Origin of the sequence: Bartonella tribocorum CIP 105476, assembly GCF_000196435.1 — a bacterium.
In the GTDB taxonomy this organism is placed as follows: Bacteria; Pseudomonadota; Alphaproteobacteria; order Rhizobiales; family Rhizobiaceae; genus Bartonella; species Bartonella tribocorum.
This window is the reverse complement of record NC_010161.1, coordinates 1614411-1635491: the sequence shown is the minus strand read 5'-3', so window position 1 is coordinate 1635491 and position 21081 is coordinate 1614411. Positions and strand designations below refer to the sequence as shown.

The 21081-nt window shown below is 36.3% G+C and carries 15 protein-coding genes and 3 tRNA genes; 12 read left to right on the top strand and 6 right to left on the bottom strand.

The annotated features are described in order from the left end of the window. Positions 1 to 78: 78 nt before the first annotated feature. On the bottom strand, positions 79 to 456 hold the full coding sequence (locus BTR_RS13450) for a hypothetical protein (RefSeq protein ID WP_012232015.1): 378 nt from the start codon (positions 454 to 456) through the stop codon (positions 79 to 81). Between the two features lie 175 nt (positions 457 to 631). Between BTR_RS13450 and BTR_RS07370 the strand changes: the two genes are divergently transcribed. The 3 genes from BTR_RS07370 (at position 632) to BTR_RS07360 (ending at position 4814) form a co-directional block, all read left to right on the top strand. Further along, the gene (locus BTR_RS07370; RefSeq protein ID WP_012232014.1) at positions 632 to 3007 is read left to right on the top strand and encodes a mechanosensitive ion channel domain-containing protein; all 2376 of its coding nucleotides are present in this window, start codon (positions 632 to 634) and stop codon (positions 3005 to 3007) included. Then, positions 3001 to 3273 carry a hypothetical protein gene (locus BTR_RS07365; protein WP_012232013.1) on the top strand — a complete coding sequence of 91 codons (273 nt, stop codon included), beginning with the start codon at positions 3001 to 3003 and terminating at the stop codon, positions 3271 to 3273. The genes BTR_RS07370 and BTR_RS07365 overlap by 7 nt, the downstream gene beginning before the upstream one ends. Positions 3274 to 3884: 611 nt before the next feature. Next, positions 3885 to 4814, top strand: coding sequence for an outer membrane protein (locus BTR_RS07360; RefSeq protein WP_012232012.1), 930 nt, complete (start codon positions 3885 to 3887; stop codon positions 4812 to 4814). A 325-nt stretch (positions 4815 to 5139) separates the two neighbouring features. Here BTR_RS07360 and BTR_RS07355 read toward each other — a convergent pair. Beyond that, positions 5140 to 5225: transfer RNA gene (locus tag BTR_RS07355), tRNA-Leu, on the bottom strand. Between the two features lie 148 nt (positions 5226 to 5373). On the opposite strand from BTR_RS07355, the gene ilvA reads away from it, so the two are divergent. The 3 genes from ilvA (at position 5374) to BTR_RS07340 (ending at position 8874) form a co-directional block, all read left to right on the top strand. Continuing rightward, positions 5374 to 6651 (top strand): threonine ammonia-lyase IlvA, encoded by a 1278-nt coding sequence (gene ilvA / locus BTR_RS07350; RefSeq protein ID WP_012232011.1) that lies wholly within the window; start codon positions 5374 to 5376, stop codon positions 6649 to 6651. A 35-nt stretch (positions 6652 to 6686) separates the two neighbouring features. Continuing rightward, positions 6687 to 7217, top strand: coding sequence for a hypothetical protein (locus BTR_RS07345; protein WP_012232010.1), 531 nt, complete (start codon positions 6687 to 6689; stop codon positions 7215 to 7217). Between the two features lie 286 nt (positions 7218 to 7503). Further along, complete coding sequence (locus BTR_RS07340) at positions 7504 to 8874, top strand: DEAD/DEAH box helicase (RefSeq protein ID WP_171815227.1); 1371 nt, start codon at positions 7504 to 7506, stop codon at positions 8872 to 8874. A gap of 1438 nt (positions 8875 to 10312) precedes the next feature. Here the strand turns inward: BTR_RS07340 and BTR_RS07335 are convergent. Next, positions 10313 to 10387 (bottom strand) — tRNA-Asn (locus tag BTR_RS07335). Positions 10388 to 10573: 186 nt separating this feature from the next. On the opposite strand from BTR_RS07335, the gene BTR_RS07330 reads away from it, so the two are divergent. The 6 genes from BTR_RS07330 to BTR_RS07305 all read left to right on the top strand — a co-directional run bounded on the left by BTR_RS07330 (position 10574) and on the right by BTR_RS07305 (position 18742). Then, positions 10574 to 10647 (top strand) — tRNA-Cys (locus BTR_RS07330). Between the two features lie 209 nt (positions 10648 to 10856). Continuing rightward, positions 10857 to 11531: a protein-L-isoaspartate O-methyltransferase family protein gene (locus tag BTR_RS07325; protein WP_012232008.1), complete on the top strand. Its 675-nt coding sequence runs from the start codon at positions 10857 to 10859 to the stop codon at positions 11529 to 11531. A 57-nt stretch (positions 11532 to 11588) separates the two neighbouring features. Further along, on the top strand, positions 11589 to 12890 hold the full coding sequence (locus tag BTR_RS07320) for a TolC family outer membrane protein (protein WP_012232007.1): 1302 nt from the start codon (positions 11589 to 11591) through the stop codon (positions 12888 to 12890). A 244-nt stretch (positions 12891 to 13134) separates the two neighbouring features. Beyond that, positions 13135 to 13695 (top strand): DUF2497 domain-containing protein, encoded by a 561-nt coding sequence (locus BTR_RS07315; RefSeq protein WP_012232006.1) that lies wholly within the window; start codon positions 13135 to 13137, stop codon positions 13693 to 13695. A 144-nt stretch (positions 13696 to 13839) separates the two neighbouring features. Then, the gene (locus tag BTR_RS07310) at positions 13840 to 16563 is read left to right on the top strand and encodes a valine--tRNA ligase (RefSeq protein ID WP_038473746.1); all 2724 of its coding nucleotides are present in this window, start codon (positions 13840 to 13842) and stop codon (positions 16561 to 16563) included. Positions 16564 to 17950: 1387 nt separating this feature from the next. Then, the gene (locus BTR_RS07305) at positions 17951 to 18742 is read left to right on the top strand and encodes a tetratricopeptide repeat protein (protein ID WP_012232004.1); all 792 of its coding nucleotides are present in this window, start codon (positions 17951 to 17953) and stop codon (positions 18740 to 18742) included. A gap of 104 nt (positions 18743 to 18846) precedes the next feature. Here BTR_RS07305 and BTR_RS07300 read toward each other — a convergent pair whose 3' ends face one another. From BTR_RS07300 to BTR_RS07290, 3 genes are read right to left on the bottom strand one after another with little or no spacing between them, the layout of a single operon-like run. Beyond that, entirely contained in the window at positions 18847 to 19593 is a 747-nt protein-coding gene (locus BTR_RS07300) for an amino acid ABC transporter ATP-binding protein (RefSeq protein ID WP_005773257.1), read from the bottom strand. Positions 19594 to 19604: 11 nt separating this feature from the next. Further along, positions 19605 to 20321, bottom strand: coding sequence for an amino acid ABC transporter permease (locus tag BTR_RS07295; protein ID WP_012232003.1), 717 nt, complete (start codon positions 20319 to 20321; stop codon positions 19605 to 19607). Between the two features lie 2 nt (positions 20322 to 20323). Further along, positions 20324 to 21076, bottom strand: coding sequence for an amino acid ABC transporter permease (locus tag BTR_RS07290; RefSeq protein WP_012232002.1), 753 nt, complete (start codon positions 21074 to 21076; stop codon positions 20324 to 20326). Positions 21077 to 21081 lie beyond the last annotated feature (5 nt).

Sequence of the window (21081 nt, the reverse complement as noted above, 5' to 3'; positions counted from 1 at the left end):
ACAGTTATTCAAAGTTAAAAGCACAAGTAAAATAAGATGATCGTTTTATAATTCAGTTTTATCATTCAAGGAAGAGGATTAGGTTTGTTCATTGGGAGGAGCACGTTTATTTGAAAAATATTGCATTTGAAAATTACGAAGTCGTGTATCAATAGCTGGAATCTTTATTAAAAAGAGATTCAATGTTAGGATCTTTTGAAAGATCTTCATAAAAATAGATTCTGTATGGAATGTTACAGGTTTCTTGTTTTCAGTTGTGGTAACATTCAACTGGTCATACTTGTTTTGTGAATAAAGTTTATTCGTTTTAATGAGATTACTGGTGTGTGATTGTTTGATTAAATAAGCACGCATTTCTAGGGTGCTCGTTAAAAACACACCCAGACTGGACAAAAAAATCCAAGTTGTTAAAGGGAGCAAATTTTCTTTTTTGCAATAGAAGTACAAAAAAAGCATGCGAGAGTGCCTTCTTTAATCTGTTAAGTTCAGCTTACGATTATCCTTTTCTTTTATCAGTATTATAGGATAAGGGAAAGCTTTTATAAGATTATTCTATAAAAGTTGAAATTATCTACCTTATACTATATTAAAAAAGGGGATATAAAATCCTTTTTGTGCGCCTAAGGTAGATATGTATTCATTTTGTAGAAAAAATACCCATATAATTTTCCTTCTTTTGGAGATTATCTTTGTTTTTAATTCTGTTGCATGGGGGAATAGGGGGGCACAAAATACAATTGTCGAACAGACCATAGCTTCTTATTCGGTTGATGAAATTATTCAACAACAACAGTTTATTATTAAGGATCTTGAAGAAAATACTGAAGCTTTAAAAAGAGATTTTGACAAAAAAACAGAGGACGAGCGTGCTTTGGAAGAACTGCGCTTACGTGCAGAAGATATCAGTGAACGTGCTATTGAGGCAGCATTTGTTTTGCGTTCTCCTCTTAATGAGATTAATTCACTTCTTGATCAATTAGCCGAGCTTCATCATGATGTAAAAAAACTGAAAAGTTCAGTGAAGGAATATGCTTATTTGATAGAGCAAAAGGCTAAAATTAATCGTATTATGCTTCGGTTTGAAGCAATTTTTTTGGCGACAAATAGAATAGCTGAACTTTCTACTTCTCAATCTCGTGAGCTTTTTAAACGCAAACTGACCGATAGGCTTGAGTTTTCGATCCCGATGATTAAACATCTTGTTCAAAAAACAAAAGAGGCTTCATCAGATTTTCTTTTATTGTTGAGCTCTTGGTGTAATTTTGTCTTTTATTTCAAGCCTTTACATCTTTTTCTTTGCTTTTTGATTCCACTTTTGATTACTTTGGGACTTTCATACTTTTCTCGTAAGATTCTTGTCCATGTATACTGCCATTTTACTAAGTTTAACGAGGAAATATCTTATTTACAACGCTTATTGATTGCCTTTATTTCAGTTTTCCTCCCTTCGCTTATCTGTGTTCTTTGCGTTTATCTTGTGTTGTTTTTGTTTCGTAAACTTAATTTAGATCTGGGTAAGCTTATGATTGTTTTTGATACGATAGGGTGTCAAATTATTTTAGTATTTTTAATCAATCGCTTAGCGGTTGTTCTTCTATCATCGAATAGGCTCCATGTAGGTCTTCTCAATATTACATCATCGTCTGCTTCTCAATTGGTGATTTTACTCACTTCTTTAGGAAGTATTTTGGCATTTGATGCTGTTTTTGATAGTATTTATCAAATTATTTCAGCGCCTCTATCTTTGACGATTGCTAAAAGTTTTATTACTGTTTTTCTTGTCGCAATATTACTGTTTATAATAGCATTTATCCCTTTGCAGTTTAGACATAAGTCTTTTCAAGGAGAGAAAAGAGAACCATATTTTTGGCCATTTTATATACGCATTCCTTTTATTGGCTTGGGATTACTGCTCTTCGTGTTGAATTTTTTAGGCTATGTTGGTCTTGCACGTTTTATTATGCAGCAGATTATGATTAATGGAGCATTCTTAGTTCTCATGTATTTAGGCATAAAAAGCGCTCAAGAAATTGGAACTAAAGGACAATTTATGAAAACAGCGGTTGGTCATTTTTTGATGCAGAGGTTTCGTTTAGAAGAAAAAACGATGAATCAATTGGGAATTGTTGTAAGCGTTTTTCTCAATTTGTTTGTTGTTGTATTTTGTGCAATGCCAATTGCTGCACAGTTTGGATTTTCCTATTCTGATTTAAAAGCAGTTTTTTGGCAATCGGTGACCGGTTTTCAGATTGGAAATATGACTCTTTCTTTGATTTCTCTTTTAACAGGAATTATTTCTTTTTGTGTCTGTTGGTTCCTTATTCGCCGATTTATTGGTTGGTTAGATCATGTGGTGTTGTCTCACGGAGAATTCGATTCTGGTATCCGTAATTCTATCAAAACAGTGATAAGTTATGGGGGCGTTGTTGTGTCTGCTTTGACAGGATTATCAATGGCAGGTTTGGATCTTAGAAATTTTGCTCTTATTGCTGGGGGACTTTCACTTGGTATAGGTTTTGGTTTACAGAATATTGTTCAAAATTTTGTCTCTGGACTTATTATTTTAGTTGGAAGACCATTTAAAATAGGGGACTATATAGAATCCGGATCCGTAGGGGGGATTGTTAAGCGTATTAGTGTGCGTGCAACAGAACTTGAGACCATTCAACGTAAAACGATTATTATTCCCAATTCAAGCCTTATTAATAATAACGTTAGTAATTGGACACGACGCAATAAAATAGGGCGAATTGATATTCCAGTTGCTGTATCATCTAAAGTTACTCCAGAGCATGTTGTTGAAATTTTGTTAGAGATTGCTTCTTCGACAGAAGGCGTTTTAAAAAATCCTATCCCACAGGTGAGTTTTACGGCATTTGATAGCAAGAGTTTTTCCTTTAATTTGGCTATTTATGTACCTAATATTACCGCATCTTCTCATGTAACCAACACCCTTCGATTTGTCTTATATAAGCGTTTTATTGAGGAAGGAATCTTAGAATGTTGAGATATACTTATGCTTTTATTACAGTTACTCTGTTGAATATTTTTTCCATAACATCTTTTGCTGCAACAGTGAAGAATACTGATTTAAAGATGCAGTCTATCATCGTTGTAGAAGGCAGTATACCTTTAAGATTTTCTTTAAATACGTATCAAACGATAACAATTTGTATGAAGGGATGCTTTATTACTTTTCCTAATAAAGATCGTTTTGCAATAAAAGTAGATGATAATATAGAAATTAGTAAGGGAAGAGCAATTTTTAAATAAAATGATTGAAATATTTTTGTTTGAAGACAAACTTTGGAAGAATAAAGATATTGTTTGTGTTAATAATCTCTCTCTTTGAAAAGGGTAGGAAATAATGGATTATTTTAATATAAAATAGCTATTATTTTATATATAGAGATAATCTATGGTATGTATTTTTGATATAAGAATATTAATACTGATAATAATTTTAATAAATATTTATTTTATACAAAATAATTACATTATTTTTATAAATTTTAAAAATTTACTTTATTGTTTTTAAGCATTTATCTCATTAAAAGAGACATAAAATATTTTATTTTGTATTTTTATAATATAATTTTAATGCAAAATGTTTTTATATTGTTGTATTTAAAAACAAAATATATTATTTACATTAAACATTTATTTTTTTAAGTATTTATATTATTATATTTTGAAATCTATTAAAATTTATTTGCCAAACTTAAATTTTGATGTAATGATATATTTATATAGAGATTTTTAAATATATTTAAATTTATCTATATAAGGAGTGCAGAATATTTTGCGGCATAGTATTTTATAAAACTTTGTTTTTCTAAATGTGATTTTTTATTATATTTAATTTAGCAATGGGGTATAATTTTATGAATACAAAATTTATAACAGCATCTGTTTTTTCTTTAATTTCACCTTCTATACTACAGGCTGCAGATGTGGTGGCTCCGGAAGAGCCAGTACATGTTGTTTCAGAAGTTGTTACTTCTTCAGATTTTTCTTGGAGCGGTTTTTATTTTGGAGGTCAAATTGGTGGCTTTTCAAGTAAAATTTCTGGAACAACGCGTGATGTTGATACTCCTCTCTATCCTGATGAGGAGAGTAAAAATAAGCCATGGGTGCCCCTTGAGAAACAATATAAGCCTGAGCTTTCTGGGTTTGTAGGTGGTTTGTATGCGGGTGTTAATTTTGATCTTGGTAATAATTTGATTGTTGGGCTTGATACGGATATCCTTTTAACGGAAAAAAAGGATACAAAAACTTTCATCCATACTGAAGAATCTAGCGCTAGTGGGTCTGGCACTGAAGGAACTGAGCCTGGTGGATCGGGCACTGAAGGCACTGAAGGAACTGAAGGTACAGAAGAGAAGAGTTTGAAAAGGGTAAAACTACAGGGGCGAGGCTTTTCTCGATCTGATCCAGAGAATAAAGAAGAAAAAAATAGTTTAACTTTTAATCATACATTCAAACAAAAATGGACGGGTGCGACACGGGTGCGTTTAGGGTTATCTGCTCATCGTGTGATGCCTTATATTGCAGGTGGTATCGCCTATGGACAATTTCAAGATGTTTTGTCGACAGTCATTACAGGAGATGAATCCTTTAATAAGACATCGGATGTGACAAAAACGATGGTTGGTTATACTCTTGGTGGTGGTGTTGATTTTGCGATGACAGATAATCTTGTTGTACGTGCGGAATATCGTTATTCAGATTTTGGTAAAAAGAAATTTAAAGACGAAATTGAAATTAAATATAAGACGAATGACTTCCGTGCAGGAATAGCTTATAAATTCTAGTTTTTTGGAAATAAATAAACTTAAGTTTAAAAGGTCCTATCTTTGATAGGACCTTTATCTTTTGAAATTTTATGCATTGTAAATGTTACTTGATGGTGAAGAAAAAGTCTTTGACTTTGAGTGACGATGAGGAAGTAAGGAAGAGTTGCTTAAATTATTAAGTATGAAATTTCTTATGATTCATAAAGCATGGCTAAAACACTTATTTGCAAAGAAGGGATAATCCACCTTTCGCATTATTACAGTTTCATTTGATAATATTGTTATCGTATTGTCTAAAGATATTATTTCCAAAATGATTAGAAAACAAAAAAATGCATATAAATGGTGCGGACGGCGGGACTTGAACCCGCAAGGTCTTCGACCGGCAGATTTTAAGTCTGCTATGTTTACCGTTTTCATCACGTCCGCGATGAGAGTTCTCTCATAAGCTATATCTTTTATTGAATCAAGAATTAATGACAAAAGAAAAAAAATTCATTTTTTTTAGTGAAATTTTGACTGACAATGGTTTTCTTTATCGCTAGAAGAATCCTGTATAATATAAACAAAGCATGAAATGATCAGTGTTATGAGTAAATTTATTCAAGACGTCACAAAAGCTATGGTGGGATTGCATCACGTGTTTGCTGAAACACCCCTTCAAAGAAATGATTTTCTAAGCCAAAAATATGATGCAGAAATTTATTTGAAGCGTGAAGATTTAACACCGGTGCGGTCTTATAAGATTCGTGGTGCTTTTAATTTTGTTTCAGAAATGCTGAGCAGTATAGAGACAGATTCTGCATTTGTGTGCGCTTCAGCGGGGAATCACGCGCAAGGAGTCTCTTTTGTTTGTCGTTATTTTAAACGTAAAGGTGTGATTTTTATGCCTATGACAACGCCACAACAGAAAATTGAGAAGACACGTATTTTTGGTAAAGAGTTTATCAATATTCGTTTGGTTGGTGAAACATTTGATCAATGTTATGAAGCTGCGCAATCCTTTGTTGTGGAGAGCGGTGGTGTGATGGCGCCTCCTTTTGATGATATTCGCATTATTACGGGGCAGGCAACTGTGCTCTGCGAAGCTGCTTTGCAATGGAAAAAACTCAATGGAGAAAGTGAGCCGGATTTAATGATTGTGCCGGTAGGAGGAGGTGGTTTGGCAAGTGGGGTGAGCAAGTTTTTACGTGAATATGGTTGGAACACAAAGCTTCGTTTTGTTGAGCCTCAAAGAGCTGCAAGCTTGCTTGCTTGTTTGGAGAGTGGAAAACGAGTCAAACTGGACAATATTGATACTTTTGTAGATGGGGCTGCGGTGGCTGAAATTGGTGCACTAAACTATACAATTCTTAAGCAATTTCCCCCTGATTCTGTCATTACAGTTCCTGAGAATCGTGTTTGTTCTACGATGGTTGAAATGCTTAATGTTGAGGGTGTGGTCCTTGAACCGGCTGGTGCTTTATCGATTGATGCGCTTAACAGTATTCCACCTCAAGATTTAAAGGGTAAAAAAATTCTTCTCGTTATTTCAGGAGGTAATTTTGATTTTGAGCGTTTGCCAGAGATTAAAGAGCGTTCTTTGCGTTTCCAAGGCTTGAGAAAGTATTTTATTTTTAGTTTTCCGCAACATCCTGGTGCGTTGCGTCATTTTCTTTCCACATTATCACCGGATGATGATATTGTGCGTTTTGAATATCTTAAAAAATCAGCGAGAAACTTTGGTTCTGTTTTGGTTGCGATTGAAACAAAAAAATACGATAATTTTCGTCTCTTAGAGGAAAAATTTCAAGCGTTAGGTTGGCGCTATCGTGATATTACTGATGATCAAACATTATTTGATTTTGTTATTTGAGAAATTGAAATTTTACGAAAACAAGAAGTGTAAAAATGAAATCTATTTTTTATTTTGTGGTGAGTCTCTTTTTCTTTTTGATTGTTCATCAACAGAGTTTAGCATCTCAGCCAACAACAATACAAAAAACTGAACTTTCAAAAATAGTTGTTGATGTCAATAATGCTATAAAAAGTGGGGATTTTTCGCTTATATCTCATTATATGCCTGAGCGGCTTTATAAAGAGATGGCACGTCGATTGAATACAACAGAGGATGCTTTGCGAGGTAATTTTCTTCAACAGTTGCATAGGCAATTTGAGAATTTGCCTGCGGGTGCTTATTGTTTAGATAAAGAAAATATAGAGTATCTTCAAACAGATAATGGTACTTTATATGCTTTAATTCCAACGGTTCTTGAGATGAAGGATCGCATTATTCAATATAAAACTTTGGCGATTTTCGATAAAGCTCAATGGTATTTAATTTATGGCGGTCAAAAAACTTTACAAAATCCAGTTTTTCTTGAGATTTATCCTGATTTTATCAAGGTACATTTACCGATGAAGACAATTATCAAGAAATAAACGATTTAATATTTTTTTGTTGCGGTAAATGTATTTCGTAAAGCCCTTGCTTTTTTATCATAATCCAAGGATAATAAGGGTGAAGGTATTTAAGCTGGTTTGTTAGCTTTTTATAAAATGGAATTGTATGCCTTTACCTTGATTTCAAGGTTCTCATGAGTTGCGCAGGTCGCTTTTTAAGTGTTGCTTCGTTTAAAATGTCAAGGATTTCTCTTGCGCGGATTCTTGAGTCGAGAGTTCAGCGGGTTACTTTGTGAAAGTTGTTCAGCTGAGGAAAGATTTTATTTTGCCTATAAAAAAAGAAGATGTTTTTACAAAGTTAGGTTTGCCTACTCTTTTGATTAAAAATTTATGCATTGCTGGAATGAGTAAACCTAAGCCTATACAAGAACAAGCTATTCCAATGATGTTGAAAGGACACGATATTTTAGGGATTGCACAGACAGGTTCTGGAAAAACCTTGGCATTTGGCTTACCTATTTTAAGTCAAATTTTAGCTTTGGGTGATAAACGCTGTCCTAAAACTGCACGTGCTTTGATTTTAGCGCCAACGCGTGAACTTGCTGTTCAGATTGATGAAGCGATTCGCACTATGGCGAAAGGAGCACATCTTTCGACGTGTCTTGTTTTTGGTGGGGTATCACGTTTAAAACAAATCAAACGTATGGCAGCAGGTGTGGACGTCTTGATCGCGACTCCAGGGCGTTTAAGAGATCTTGTTCGTGAAAAGTGTGTTGATCTTTCTCAATCTCGTTTTTTGATTTTGGATGAAGCAGATCGTATGTTGGATATGGGGTTTATTCATGACGTTAAGCAAATTGCAAAGCTTTTGCATCAAGAGCGTCAGACAGCCCTTTTTTCTGCGACAATGCCGAAAGAAATTGCTGCGCTTGCAAAGTGTTTACTCAATGATCCAGTTAAGATTGAAGTTGCTCCTCAAGGTACTACAGCTTTAGAGATTACCCAGAAATTATATTGTGTTCCTACCAGTGAAAAAAAGAATGTTTTAAGTAAACTTTTGACAAATCCAGCTTTTGATTCGGTTATTGTTTTTACTCGAACGAAACATGGGGCTGATGCTGTCACACTTCATTTAGCAAAGAATGGCTATTTAGTTGCAACAATTCATGGGAATAAATCACAAGGTGCTCGCCAATCTGCTTTAAAAGCTTTTCGTGAAAGATCGGTAAAGATCCTTGTTGCAACAGATATTGCTGCACGTGGTATCGATATACCAGGAATAAGCCACGTTATTAATTACGACTTACCAGATGAAGCTGAAAGTTATGTGCATCGTATTGGTCGGACAGGACGCAATGGGGCATCTGGTGAAGCACTTACGCTTTTTGACGAAAAAATTGAAAGGACACGGTTGCGTGCTGTAGAGCGCTTGATTCGTATGAAATTGGTGTCTGACTCTGTTCCAGAACAATTTGCAGCATTTCCAGAAAAGCTCAATGCGCTCCAAAGTGGAGAAAAAGAAAACAATAAAGAACGTCGTTTAAAAAAATCTAAACGCCAGAGACGGTTTTTAGGTCGAAAAGATGATGCTGCACAGTTACAGCGGAAGAATTCTTCATCTCCAAATGAGAGGCATAAAAAGGCAAAAGCAGCGGCAAAGCGTGCAAAGTGCAAGTCAGTTAAAAAGGCTGCTTAACAGAATCTTGAAAAGAGATCGTATTTTAGGAGTTTTTTACTTTTATCGATTCCTCTTCATTAAAAAGAGAGATATACAACCTTCTTGCCAAAATAAGAGAGATTTTCAAAGGTTTTCATTTCTACAAAATGAAAACCTTTAAATGTTTGGACTGATTTAAAAATCTTTTGAAAAAAAGAGTCTCATTGTAGAGGCGACTATTTATTTGCTTTATTTCCATTTTTAAAAATATGAATAACGATAAATTTTATTGATATAAAAGATGTGTTTTATCTTTAATGATAACTTTTAATTTAAAATTTTATTATCTAATGATAATTGATTGTTTTATATATTAAATACCTCATCGCTATCGTAAAATTTTCTCATTTTGAATTTGTTTATATTGATCCATTAAAACTATTTGTTTGCATGTTACAAACGAGATGGTCGTGTGGATAAAATTTAAGCAATCAATAAAATACTTCTTGTAACCTATTGCAAAGACAAGGAATATTTCTAACATTGAGCGTGAGAAAATAGTATGATGGTATCGCTTTTATTGTGGAGCAAAGATGGTACTCATCCATGGATTGTATTTTATACCATTTACGGGAGCCATTGTGAAATGGGTTGGGGAGATTTAAGAGATGTTTCTAAACTCAAAATACGTGTGTAGATTCACAAGACAATGGATAAAAACAATGGAGAAAACGCCTATGATTGGTTGAAGGTTTTTACAGCATTCTTCACAACTTAGATTGTTATACTGTTTGCACTGTAAAAACACTCTTGTTTAGGGGCATGATATAAAGCCTATAAAGCTTTACGCATTCAGTGTTTTTATGACAGTGTAATGAATATTCAAGGCAAAGGACTGTTTGTAGAGTTTATGAATTGATGAGTAGAAGGAACTCGTTAGGTAAGAAGCTGGACTGTTTACAAACTTTTGGGTAGGGAGTTTCTGTTTTCAGGGAGAATTATGGGGGGGGACGGCGATAATATAGATGATCTTGATTGCTGTTCTTCCATTTTTTAAAATGCTTGCTTCAAGAGCAAATTTTTGTGCTTAACTGTTTTAATTTTTTTATTGAGTAAAAATTATTTTTTGGTGGGGAACAAAGATTATACGGAAGCTTTTTCATGACTGGTGGCATTTAATATCCCTCTCTCATAAAAGAAATCGTAAACTATAACGTGCCCAAAATTACAATGCTCTCTGATAGAGATGCGGTAATTTGAAAAAAGTAATTATTTTAAAGTTAACCAATAAGAAAAAAACTTGTACAATAATTTTCTTTTTAAAACGAAATAATTGTTTTTTGTGTTCACTAGAAAAAACATCCTGTAGGATATTGCATTTCTACTTTATTGCGAAAAATCTCTTTCTTCACTTTTAAGCGAACCTCTCATGTTTAAAGATGTGAATAAAAATAATTTTCTGAATGGAGTAAAAAAGTGGCTCCCCGGGCCGGATTCGAACCAGCGACCAACCGGTTAACAGCCGGTTGCTCTACCGCTGAGCTACCGGGGAACGGTGCTCAATCATTTAGCTGAAGAGGCTATAGCAAAGCAATACTGATTTGCAAAGGATAAAATTACTTTATTTAAAAAAAAATATGATAAATTGTGTAATAAGCAGAAAAAAGGCGAGAGAAGGTTTCTACACCTTGACGGATGCTTTACCTTCCCTTATTGAAACCTTTATATTTGTTGATGAGGCCTTGTGGCGGAATGGTTACGCAGAGGACTGCAAATCCTTGTATCCCGGTTCGATTCCGGGCGAGGCCTCCAACCGATTTTAAACGAAACGGCTTTTAGGGGGGATAAGAAAAGAGATTATTCCTCTCTAACACTTGTAAAGACACTTTTGAGTGAGAGACTGTGCTGTTAGAATCAAGTTATTAACTATTGTGTTTTTTGTAACACCCGTCGTTTAAGAGATCTTAGTCCTTCATTGTTGCTATTTTGTTTTTTTTGTAGGTTAGGAGAAAATAGTCGTTATGGTTGCAGATTTTGCTGAGCTTCGTCGCAAAATGGTTGACAATCAAATTCGTACAGTCGATGTAACGGATTTATCAGTGCTTGAAGCTTTTTTAACGATATCTCGTGAAGATTTTGTATCGGAAGATGTGAAAGCATTAAGCTATCTTGATGCTGATATTGTTGTATGTCCAGAGCGAGATGAGGTTCCTGCACGCTATTTGATGAAGCCTGCATCTCTTGCGAAATTATTACAGCTTGCTGCTGTAAAATCATCAGATGTTGTTTTAGATATTGGTGCAAATAGTGGTTATTGTGCAGCCTTGCTTTCGAAACTTGCAGGGTCTGTGATTGCGTTGGAAAGTAATGATTCTCTTTTTGAGCGTGCTGTTGAAGCTTTAGAGCGTAATCAATGTGATAATGTGGTTGTTATTCATGGTCCATTAGAGCAGGGATATGCTGTTGAGGGGCCTTATGATGTGATTTTTATTGAGGGATCTGTCGATTTTATTCCACAAGGTATCTTTGATCAAATGAAAGACGGTGGACGTCTTGTGGTGGTTGAAGGGCATGGAAATGCAGCTGTAGCACGAATCTACATCAAAGAAGATGGAATTATTTCAGCCCGTCGTGCTTTTAATCTCGCTGTAAAGCCTCTTTCTTGTTTTTTAAAAACATCTGATTTTGTATTTTAGTGCTTGTTCGTTTGGTAAATAGAAGATAATTCTGTTATTTATTTGGGGTTTATTATTGTGTGTGTTGCGTTTAAAATAAACAAGAAGTTTCAGGCATGTTTTTTGCTGGTTTTGAGTCTTTTATTATCAGAGACTGTTTGTGCTGAAACATTGATGGATGCTTTTTCTAAAGCTTATCAACACAATGCTAAGTTGAATAGTGAACGAGCGGCTGTTCGTATAGCCAGTGATGACGTTGTCATTGCGCGATCAGGGTTATTACCACAAGTTGAAGGGATTGGGAGTTATGGGCGGAATAAGTCTTTTACAGGTCCTTATGTCACTTCTGGATCTATAGGTGTGAGATTAAATCAAAGATTATTTGACGGTTTTATCACGCAAAATATGTTTTCTTCAGCTCAAGTTAAGCTGCAGGCGCAACGTGAATATCTTCGTAATGCTGAACAAAATACGTTTCTGGAGACCGTGACGGCTTATGCTAATGTCTATCAGGCACGTCGTGTTGCTGATCTTCGGAGAGAAAATTTAGCGGCTCTTGAAGAACAAGTTCGTTCCAATAAAGCAAAATTTGATGTGGGTGAGGGAGGGCGCGTTGATCTTGCTCAAGCTCAAGCTGCACGTTCCGTGGCAGTTTCAGAGCTGAGTCTTGCTCGTGCTGATGTAAAAGCAGCAGAAGCAGTCTATCGTCAAATTATTGGTTCTGATCCTGAAAAATTAAAACGCCCACCCGTTGCTACAGATCTTCCCGTCAATCTTGATACGGCTTACCAAATGAGTGTTGTGATGCATCCTGCAATCCTTTATGCTCAATATTTAGTCAATGCGAGTGGTTACAATGTAAAGGCGAAAGAAGGGGTGTTGCTCCCTAAAGTTGATTTTTCTGCAACAGCATCTTATAATCGGATTTACAGTGGTGCGGGAGAGGATGGCGTTTCTAAATCAATCGGATTGTCGGTGAGTGTTCCAATCTTTGAAGGGGGGCGTACGTCTGCCCAGATTCGCCAATCGAAGGAACAGCTTGGACAGGCACAGCTTCAACTCGATTTAGCGCATAGTAATACGAGACAAGCACTTACTTCTGCTTGGTTTCAGTTGGAAGGTGCACGCGCATCTGTTATTGCTTACCGTGAAAGTGTGCGTGCTGCTGAAATTGCTCTTAAAGGTCGTGTTCAAGAAAATCGTGTAGGGCAGGCAACAACATTAGATGTTTTAAATTCTCGTACTCAGTTGATTAATGCTCAAATTGCGCTTGCAATGGCAGAGCGTAATGCTGTTGTGGCAAGCTATAGCGTTCAATCTTCTATTGGTAAATTGACCGCAAATTATCTAGGCTTAAAAACAATTCAATATATTCGATAATGCATAAAAGTAGCTCTTTGATCTCAAATCATTTTAGTTTTTTAAAAATTAGTTAATCAGTTGTTGGGTATGTTGAAAAACAAAGTGGTGATGTTCTTTTTAAGTACAGAAAGTTGTGCGTAGCGCCCTCTTTATAACAAGCATATTTGAAAATATCACGAGAGTCATGTTGATCTTATGATTCTTTTGCATACACTGAAAATATGATTCTATTTGTTGTTGCGTCTTTGAGAGGTTGTAAAGTATGGTACAGAGTTCAAGCGTGTTACGTGAGCCAAGTATGGATGAAATTTTGACATCTATTCGTGAAATAATCGAGGAAAATGCGGTTCAACCTGATCACTTTTTAAATGAAGATGTCGCCGTAAATGCTTCAGAAGATCGCTCAGAAGCTGCATCAGAAGGTGTTTATGATACAACCCTATCGGTTGATGATGCTATGAAGGCTTTAGCTGATCGTATTGGTCTTTCTACTGAAAATCAAGGGGGAAGGAGTGCGCAAGAGAAAGAGAATGCACAGGTAGAAAATGATACAGTTGGTGTGGATGTACAAAAGATGAAGCTTTCTTCTGAAGAACGAAATTCTGTTTATAAAGCAAAAGAATATGAAGATGAGATTAGAAAGTTACAGTCAGACACTGGAGGAAATGGTCGTGTGGAGTTATCTGCGTATTGTGTTTCTTCTGCAGAAAAGATTGCAAAGGATGTGTTGCGTCCAGCTATAGCTGAATGGTTGCAGTCTAAATTGCCTGTTTTGCTGGAAGATATTTTACGTGAAGAGATTGTGAAGGCGATTAAAAAATAGTCTTAATTATTTACATGTTTTTTATTTTATGAGACTTCGTTTGAGATTTTGCTGTCTCTCGATTGAGTGGGGTTTGCAAGATTCTGATCATGTTTTGGTCATATATTGTTATTGTGTTTTTCAGCGGCGTTATGGATGGATAGAATGTTAGAAAAAAACTATGATGCTGCTTCCATAGAGCAACGGGTTGCAAAGAGATGGGAGGCTCGTGGGGCTTTTAAAGCGGGAACGGGCTCTAAAAGTGGTGCAGAGCCTTTTTGCGTTATGCTTCCACCTCCTAATGTTACGGGCTCACTTCATATGGGGCATGCGCTCAATACGACAATTCAAGATATAATGGTTAGATTTCAGCGGATGCGTGGCAGAAATGTGTTGTGGCAGCCTGGTATGGATCATGCTGGGATTGCTACACAAATGGTTGTAGAGCGTCAACTTGCAGAACGCCAAGAGCCAACGCGTCAAGAAATGGGGAGAGAAAAGTTTATCGAGCGTATTTGGGAGTGGCGTCATGAAACGGGAGGCATTATTGCAAACCAGTTGCGCCGCCTTGGCGTTTCATGTGATTGGTCGCGTGAGCGGTTTACAATGGATGAGGGGTTATCGCAGGCTGTCCGTGAAGTTTTTGTGACGCTTTATAAACAAGGATTGATATATAGAGATAAGCGCCTCGTCAATTGGGATCCTAAATTGTTGACGGCGATTTCGGATCTTGAAGTTGAACAAAAAGAAGTTCAAGGGCATTTGTGGCACTTTAGATATCCACTTGAGGGTAAGAGTTTTGATCCAAATGATGCGACAACTTTTATAACAGTGGCAACAACACGACCAGAAACAATGCTTGGTGATACAGGAATTGCTGTTAATCCTGAAGATGAACGTTATAAACATCTTATAGGTAAAAATGCTCTTTTGCCGCTTGTTGGTCGCCGGTTGTTGATTGTTGGTGATACACATGCTGATCCTGAGGCTGGAAGTGGAGCTGTAAAAATCACACCAGCCCATGACTTTAATGACTTTGAAGTAGGGCAGCGTAATGGTTTACGCTTAATCAATATTTTTACCTCAAAAGCCGAGATTTTTCTCTGTGAAAATGAAGCGTTTTTTGATGGTTTAGTTTTATCAGATGAACTAAAAATATTAGTCGAAAATCTCGATAAAGCTGATCGTTTTGTTGCACGGCAGAAGATTATTTCTTTGATGGAAGAACAAGGGTATTTAGCTTCAGTTGATGATCATTCTCATATGGTTCCTCATGGAGATCGCAGTGGTGTGCCTATTGAACCTTTTTTGACAGATCAATGGTATGTTCATGCTGCTGAATTAGCAAAGCCAGCGATAGAAGCTGTTCAACAAGGGAAAACGCAGTTTGTTCCCGATAACTGGAAAAAGACCTACTTCAATTGGATGCAAAATATTCAACCTTGGTGCATTTCTCGCCAATTATGGTGGGGACATCAGATTCCTGCTTGGTATGGTCCTGATGGAACAGTTTTTGTTGAAAAAAGTGAAAAAGAGGCTTTAGATTCGGCTTTTTCTCATTACGGTGAGATGGTTGAATTAATCCGTGATGCAGATGTCTTAGATACTTGGTTTTCATCAGCTCTTTGGCCTTTCTCAACATTAGGGTGGCCAGATAAAACAACTGAATTATCTACTTTTTATCCAACCTCTTTATCCGTGACAGGATTTGATATTATTTTTTTCTGGGTTGCTCGTATGATGATGATGGGGCTTCATTTTATGGGTGAAGTTCCTTTCCCAACGGTTTATGTGCACGCTCTTGTTCGAGATCAAAAGGGCGCAAAGATGTCAAAATCAAAGGGAAATATTATTGATCCCTTAGAGCTTATTGATCAATATAGCGCTGATGCTCTTCGTTTTACTTTGGCTATTATGGCAGCGCAAGGTCGTGATGTAAAACTGGACACTTCCCGCATTGCTGGTTATCGTAATTTTGCTACGAAATTATGGAATGCTACTCGCTTTGCACAGATGAATGGAGTGAGGCATGATCCAACTTTTAAGCCAGGACAAGCAAAGCTGGCACTTAATCGTTGGATTTTAACAGAGCTCTCTAAAACGATTTCAGCAGTGACGGCCGGTATTGAGCATTATAAGTTTAATGAGTCTGCAGCCACACTTTACCGTTTCATTTGGAATACATTCTGTGATTGGTATTTGGAACTTCTCAAACCCATTTTTCAGGGTGAAAATGAAGATGCTAAAAGTGAGGCTCAAGCTTGTACTGCTTGGGTTTTAGATGAAGTTTATAAACTGCTTCATCCCTTTATGCCTCATATGACAGAAGAGCTGTGGTCTCTTACAGAAACGCAAGAGATCAAGCGTGAGGATATGCTCGCATTGACAAAATGGCCAGAGGAAACATTGATCGATGAGGCTGCTGCTGCTGATATTAATTGGCTTATTGATGTGGTCACGGGGATTCGGTCTGTACGTTTTGAAATGAATATTCCAGCAGCTACACGAGCACCTCTTGTTGTTGTCGAAGGAGGGGAAGTGACGCGAGAGCGTGTTCAGCGTTATGATGCACTTCTTAAAAAGTTAGCGCGTATTGAAGTCATTGATTTCTCTGATAAAGCTCCGGAAGTATCAGCACAAATGATTTTGGGAGAGGCTGTTTTTTGTTTGCCATTAGGACAGTTGATTGATTTGGAGGCTGAACGTGTTCGTTTGAGGAAGGAGGTTCGTAAAATTGAACAAGATATTGAAAAAATATCGCTTAAGTTAAATAATCCCAAATTTATAGAGAATGCGAAAGCAGAAATTGTTGAAAATGAACAAAATAGGGTTGTAGAATTGCGTGCGGCGCAGAAAAAAATATCTGTTGCTTTAGAGCGGTTGGGCTGAACCTAACTTCTTATTTTTAGATGGGTGATTTCAGTGCATTACGGCTGGTATCGATTTTTTTTTAAGAAAACTTTTTCTTTTGTTCATCTTTGGTGAATGCGATCATGAAATCTCTACTGGGGAGGCACCGTTTCTATGTTCATCATTAAAGAGACACCTCTTAAGGTACTTAAGCTCATTTTGCGCTGGCGCCTGTGAATGATATAATGGCAAATTCATTGAGTTTCCCCATCTTTGCACTTGTGAAGTAACCAGTTGGCGTCATTACACACTTGACAGCGGCCCAATGTTGTGGGGGGATAGCCTTTGGCACTTAAAACGGTTCAATTGGTGTTTTTAGTCCTTCCTTACACAGTTTCACTCCATACGGTTCTCCCTGCTTGTAACGTGAAAGTGTATGATTTTGATTGATTCAACATGGAACAGGTTTGGAATGAGAGAATCTTACGATATCCGGGGGGCTCGTTCAATAAGCAAAACAGTATATTATCTTTATCAATCAATATGTTACCTTATTGCTGTGAAACACCATCATTTAGGGCAATAAGGCATATAAAATTTTTACATGTGGTATTTTTTATATGTAGCGGTGAATATTTAGGGGGGATTTTATTTGTAGAGCGTATAAAGGTACTAGCGGGTAAGGTCATTATAGTTTCTTTGTGATGGCTCTTGTATTTGAATGTATTTATTAGAGGCGTTTTAAATGCTCTTTTAAGCTCATCCGCAAACCCTGCTTATTGTTTATGCGCAAGTGATTTTCATTGCTTCAATATGATAGGGGGAAGGAATCCTCCTGTAGTGAAGGGTATGATTCAAATTGAAAATGATAATTTATCTTTATCAATCAATATTTTATCTATGAAGCAAAGCATATAAAGTGAACAGCAGTTAGAATCTACCGAAAAAACCAGATTTTTTACCGATTGATGGGAGTGAGAAACTTCATCTTTCAACTGGAGAGACAGTCGTGAAGTTATAAGATAACGATCATCATTATATTTATCCATCTTTCATGTTATTTTTTGTACTTAAATGTTTACAATTCATCATATATTCTCCCCATTCTCGAAATTCTATTCAAAGCGCAGGTTGTGTTATTGAACGATTTTTACTCATTCATATAAATTTTAAAGACAACACAATCCTATAACGTTAACGGATGTGTTACAAAATATAGAGTGATGATTTGTATTTAAAAATCAAATTGTTGTATATAAAAATGAACGATTAATTTTATTGAATATTTTTGATAAATTTCATTTATTTGTCTTTTCTTTTAAAAATTTTATTTTAAAATCTCTCGTATTTCTTACTAAAAAGAAGAGTTTACAGATCTATAAAGAAATTTGTAACAGATAGAACATTAATATTGAGAGAGGGGGAAATGGTCAAGAGATTTCAGATATGGAAAAAAGCTACGATTGTTGTGACTTTAGGGGGATTTTTTTCGACTGTTTATACAATAGATGTTAATAGCTTGCAGGAAGTGCATGATGGTTCGTTTTATTTTTTGAAACGTGGCATGTCTGCTTATAAAAATGGGCAGATAAATCAGGCACTTTCAGCGCTACGTTGTGCCGCTAAGAGGGGCTATATTGGTGCGAATTGGAAACTTGGTTCTATCTACGCAAACGGTGATGGTGTTCCTAAAGATGATTACAAGGCTTATCATTTTTTTGCATATATCGTTGAAAAAGGTGCTGATCTTGGCTCAGAGGATGAAAGTTATGTTTCTGATGCATTGGTTAAGCTTGCTCAGTATATAAAAAAAGGTATTCCTCAATCACATGTGAAACCTAATCCTTCTTATGCGGCTCGTCTTTATATGCAGGCTGCGGTGAATTACGGAAATCCTAAAGCTCAGTATCATTTAGGAAAAATATTTTTAAAGGGAGAGGGAAGGGAGAAGAATCTTATACAAGCAGCACGATGGTTTCAACTTTCTGCAAAAAAAGGAAATCCTTCTGCTCAAGCGATGCTCGGAAATATGCTGCTTAAAGAAGGAAAAATCATTCGCGGTACGGCAATGCTAACTGCTGCTTATGAAAAAGCGAACGTAAAGGATAGAAATTGGATTCGCCCTTTGCAAGAGCAGGCTTTTTCTCTTTGTGATGAATTTGAAAGACGTACAGCAATTTCACTGGTTGCTGATATTCTAAAATATAAGAACTTTTAACGATCTGATTGTAATATTTTTTCACATTCTCTCATCTGTTATTAAACTCTCCTTTCTTGTGTCCAAGTTTACAGTAGAGATGGCTTTTTATGATGATATAATGGCTAATGACTTAAGATTTTAGACAAAAATTCTTGCGTTCTTGGTGTTCTTTCTTGCGGATTAGAAAAGAACTCTTGAGATGAACAGTCTTCAAGAATTGTTCCTTGATCCATGAAAATAACACGCCCAGAGACTTTTTGTGCAAAACCCATTTCATGCGTCACACACATCATTGTCATCCCTTCTTCGGCTAAGCTGATCATGACATCGAGTACTTCACCTACCATTTCAGGGTCTAAAGCAGAGGTTGGTTCATCAAAGAGCATGACGAGTGGGTCCATCGTTAAAGCACGGGCAATAGCAACACGTTGCTGTTGCCCGCCAGAAAGTTGACCCGGATATTTGTCTTTATGTTCAATGAGTCCAACACGCTCAAGATATAACAAACCCCGTTCAAGTGCTTCTTTTTTGCTTCGTTTTAGGACTTTAATTTGTGCAATTGTCAAATTTTCTGTGACCGATAAATGGGGAAAAAGTTCGAAGTGCTGAAATACCATTCCTACGTGGCTGCGTAATTTAGGCAGATTCGTTTTCTTTGAATGAACTGGTGTTCCATTAATCCAAATTTCGCCTTTTTGAAAAGGGACGAGAGCGTTAATCGTTTTAATGAGTGTTGACTTTCCTGAGCCTGATGGTCCACAAACTACAACCACTTCTCCTTTGTTAATATTGGTTGTACAATTTTTAAGAACGTTAATTTCGCCATACCAATTAGAAACATTTTTTATTTCGATCATATGTGTAGACATTTTTTTTCCTGTTAGCGAATAATGGATACTTTTTTTTGTAAATATAAAACGATTTGTGACAGTATAAAACAGATCACAAAATAGAAAATAGCTGCTAAAATATAAGCTTCTTGTTTTACGCCAAAATTATTAGCAGCAATATCAAAACCATTCAAAAGGCTATGACCACTGATGGCATAAACAAGGGTTGTATCCTGAAAAAGGATAATGACTTGTGTTAAAAAGACAGGAAGCATATCTCTAAAGGCTTGAGGAAGAATGACAATGTACATACTTTGCCAATAGGTCATCCCAAGAGCTTGCCCCGCATATTTTTGTCCTTGCGGAACTGAATTGATACCAGCACGCATAATTTCAGCAAAATAGGCCGTTTCAAATGCGGTAAAGGTAATGAGTGCAGACTTATTGGCACCGATGGATGTCCCCGTTAAAAAAGGCAGAAGCACAAAAAACCATAAGATAACCATCACAAGGGGTATTGAACGCATAGCTGTTATATAAACGATTGCAAACCAAGAAAGAATTTTTATGGAAGAAAGGCGCATCATTGCTAAAAGCGTGCCGAAAACAAATCCCAATACTGTGGCAAAAAGCGTTAGAAAAACGCTAAAGAGCAAACCTGATAAAATGTAAGAACGAAATACATCAAAGGTAAAAAAGGAAAAATCAAAGTCGGAAAAATTGAAAGGGAAATAAAGTCCAAACTGAGAGCTTATGAAATTTATCATATTCAATTTCCCTTTGTTCGAAAATGAGGAATTTTGAGCATTTGTTCAATGACTGTCATTACAATGAATACGCATAAGGCTATAAAAATATAAAGAATCGTAACAAGCAAATAGTTTTCGTAAACATGACTTATCTCTTCAATTGCTTGGTATTGAAATTGCATGAGTTCATTGATTGAAACAGCGAATGCTATAGATGAATTCTTCACAATGCCCATTGCTTCTGAAGTAAGCGGCGGCATAATTGCACGGATAGCACGCGGTAATATAATATAGCGATAACTTTGATAAGTTGTAAACCCCATTGCCATGGCAGCATAACGTTGTCCTGATGAAATCGCTTCAATGCCTGAACGAACCTGTTCTGCAATGCGTGCCGATGTAAAGAATCCCAATGCGCATGTTATTAAGAGAATGGGGGAAAATTTCATTGCTGGTGGATAAATCTTAGGAACAACGAAATACCATAAAAATACCTGTACAAGGAGGGGAATGTTACGCATAATTTCCACCCAAAGAGCACCGAGAGTGCGACATACACAATTGATGATGGATGTTTTAGGTAAAGTGCGCATTGTTCCTATAATAACACCACAAAATATCGCTAATATAAGTGAAGTGATGGACAGTATAACCGTATTTTTAAAGCCATCAAGAAGTGTATCTAAATAGGTATGACTCACGCCGGGAGTGCCCAAGCACCCTGTTACCAGTGTTTGAGTAAGGTCATCTCTACAAAGGAAAGAAAAGTCCATTAATT

Coding starts and splice junctions, on each gene's coding strand:
- ilvA (WP_012232011.1), top strand. CDS start 5,374: ATGATCAGTGTTATGAGTAAATTTATTCAAGACGTCACAAAAGCTATG.
- BTR_RS07305 (WP_012232004.1), top strand. CDS start 17,951: ATGGTCAAGAGATTTCAGATATGGAAAAAAGCTACGATTGTTGTGACT.
- BTR_RS07360 (WP_012232012.1), top strand. CDS start 3,885: ATGAATACAAAATTTATAACAGCATCTGTTTTTTCTTTAATTTCACCT.
- BTR_RS07290 (WP_012232002.1), bottom strand. CDS start 21,076: ATGGACTTTTCTTTCCTTTGTAGAGATGACCTTACTCAAACACTGGTA.
- BTR_RS13450 (WP_012232015.1), bottom strand. CDS start 456: ATGCTTTTTTTGTACTTCTATTGCAAAAAAGAAAATTTGCTCCCTTTA.
- BTR_RS07295 (WP_012232003.1), bottom strand. CDS start 20,321: ATGATAAATTTCATAAGCTCTCAGTTTGGACTTTATTTCCCTTTCAAT.
- BTR_RS07370 (WP_012232014.1), top strand. CDS start 632: ATGTATTCATTTTGTAGAAAAAATACCCATATAATTTTCCTTCTTTTG.
- BTR_RS07365 (WP_012232013.1), top strand. CDS start 3,001: ATGTTGAGATATACTTATGCTTTTATTACAGTTACTCTGTTGAATATT.
- BTR_RS07345 (WP_012232010.1), top strand. CDS start 6,687: ATGAAATCTATTTTTTATTTTGTGGTGAGTCTCTTTTTCTTTTTGATT.
- BTR_RS07300 (WP_005773257.1), bottom strand. CDS start 19,593: ATGTCTACACATATGATCGAAATAAAAAATGTTTCTAATTGGTATGGC.
- BTR_RS07310 (WP_038473746.1), top strand. CDS start 13,840: ATGTTAGAAAAAAACTATGATGCTGCTTCCATAGAGCAACGGGTTGCA.
- BTR_RS07315 (WP_012232006.1), top strand. CDS start 13,135: ATGGTACAGAGTTCAAGCGTGTTACGTGAGCCAAGTATGGATGAAATT.
- BTR_RS07325 (WP_012232008.1), top strand. CDS start 10,857: ATGGTTGCAGATTTTGCTGAGCTTCGTCGCAAAATGGTTGACAATCAA.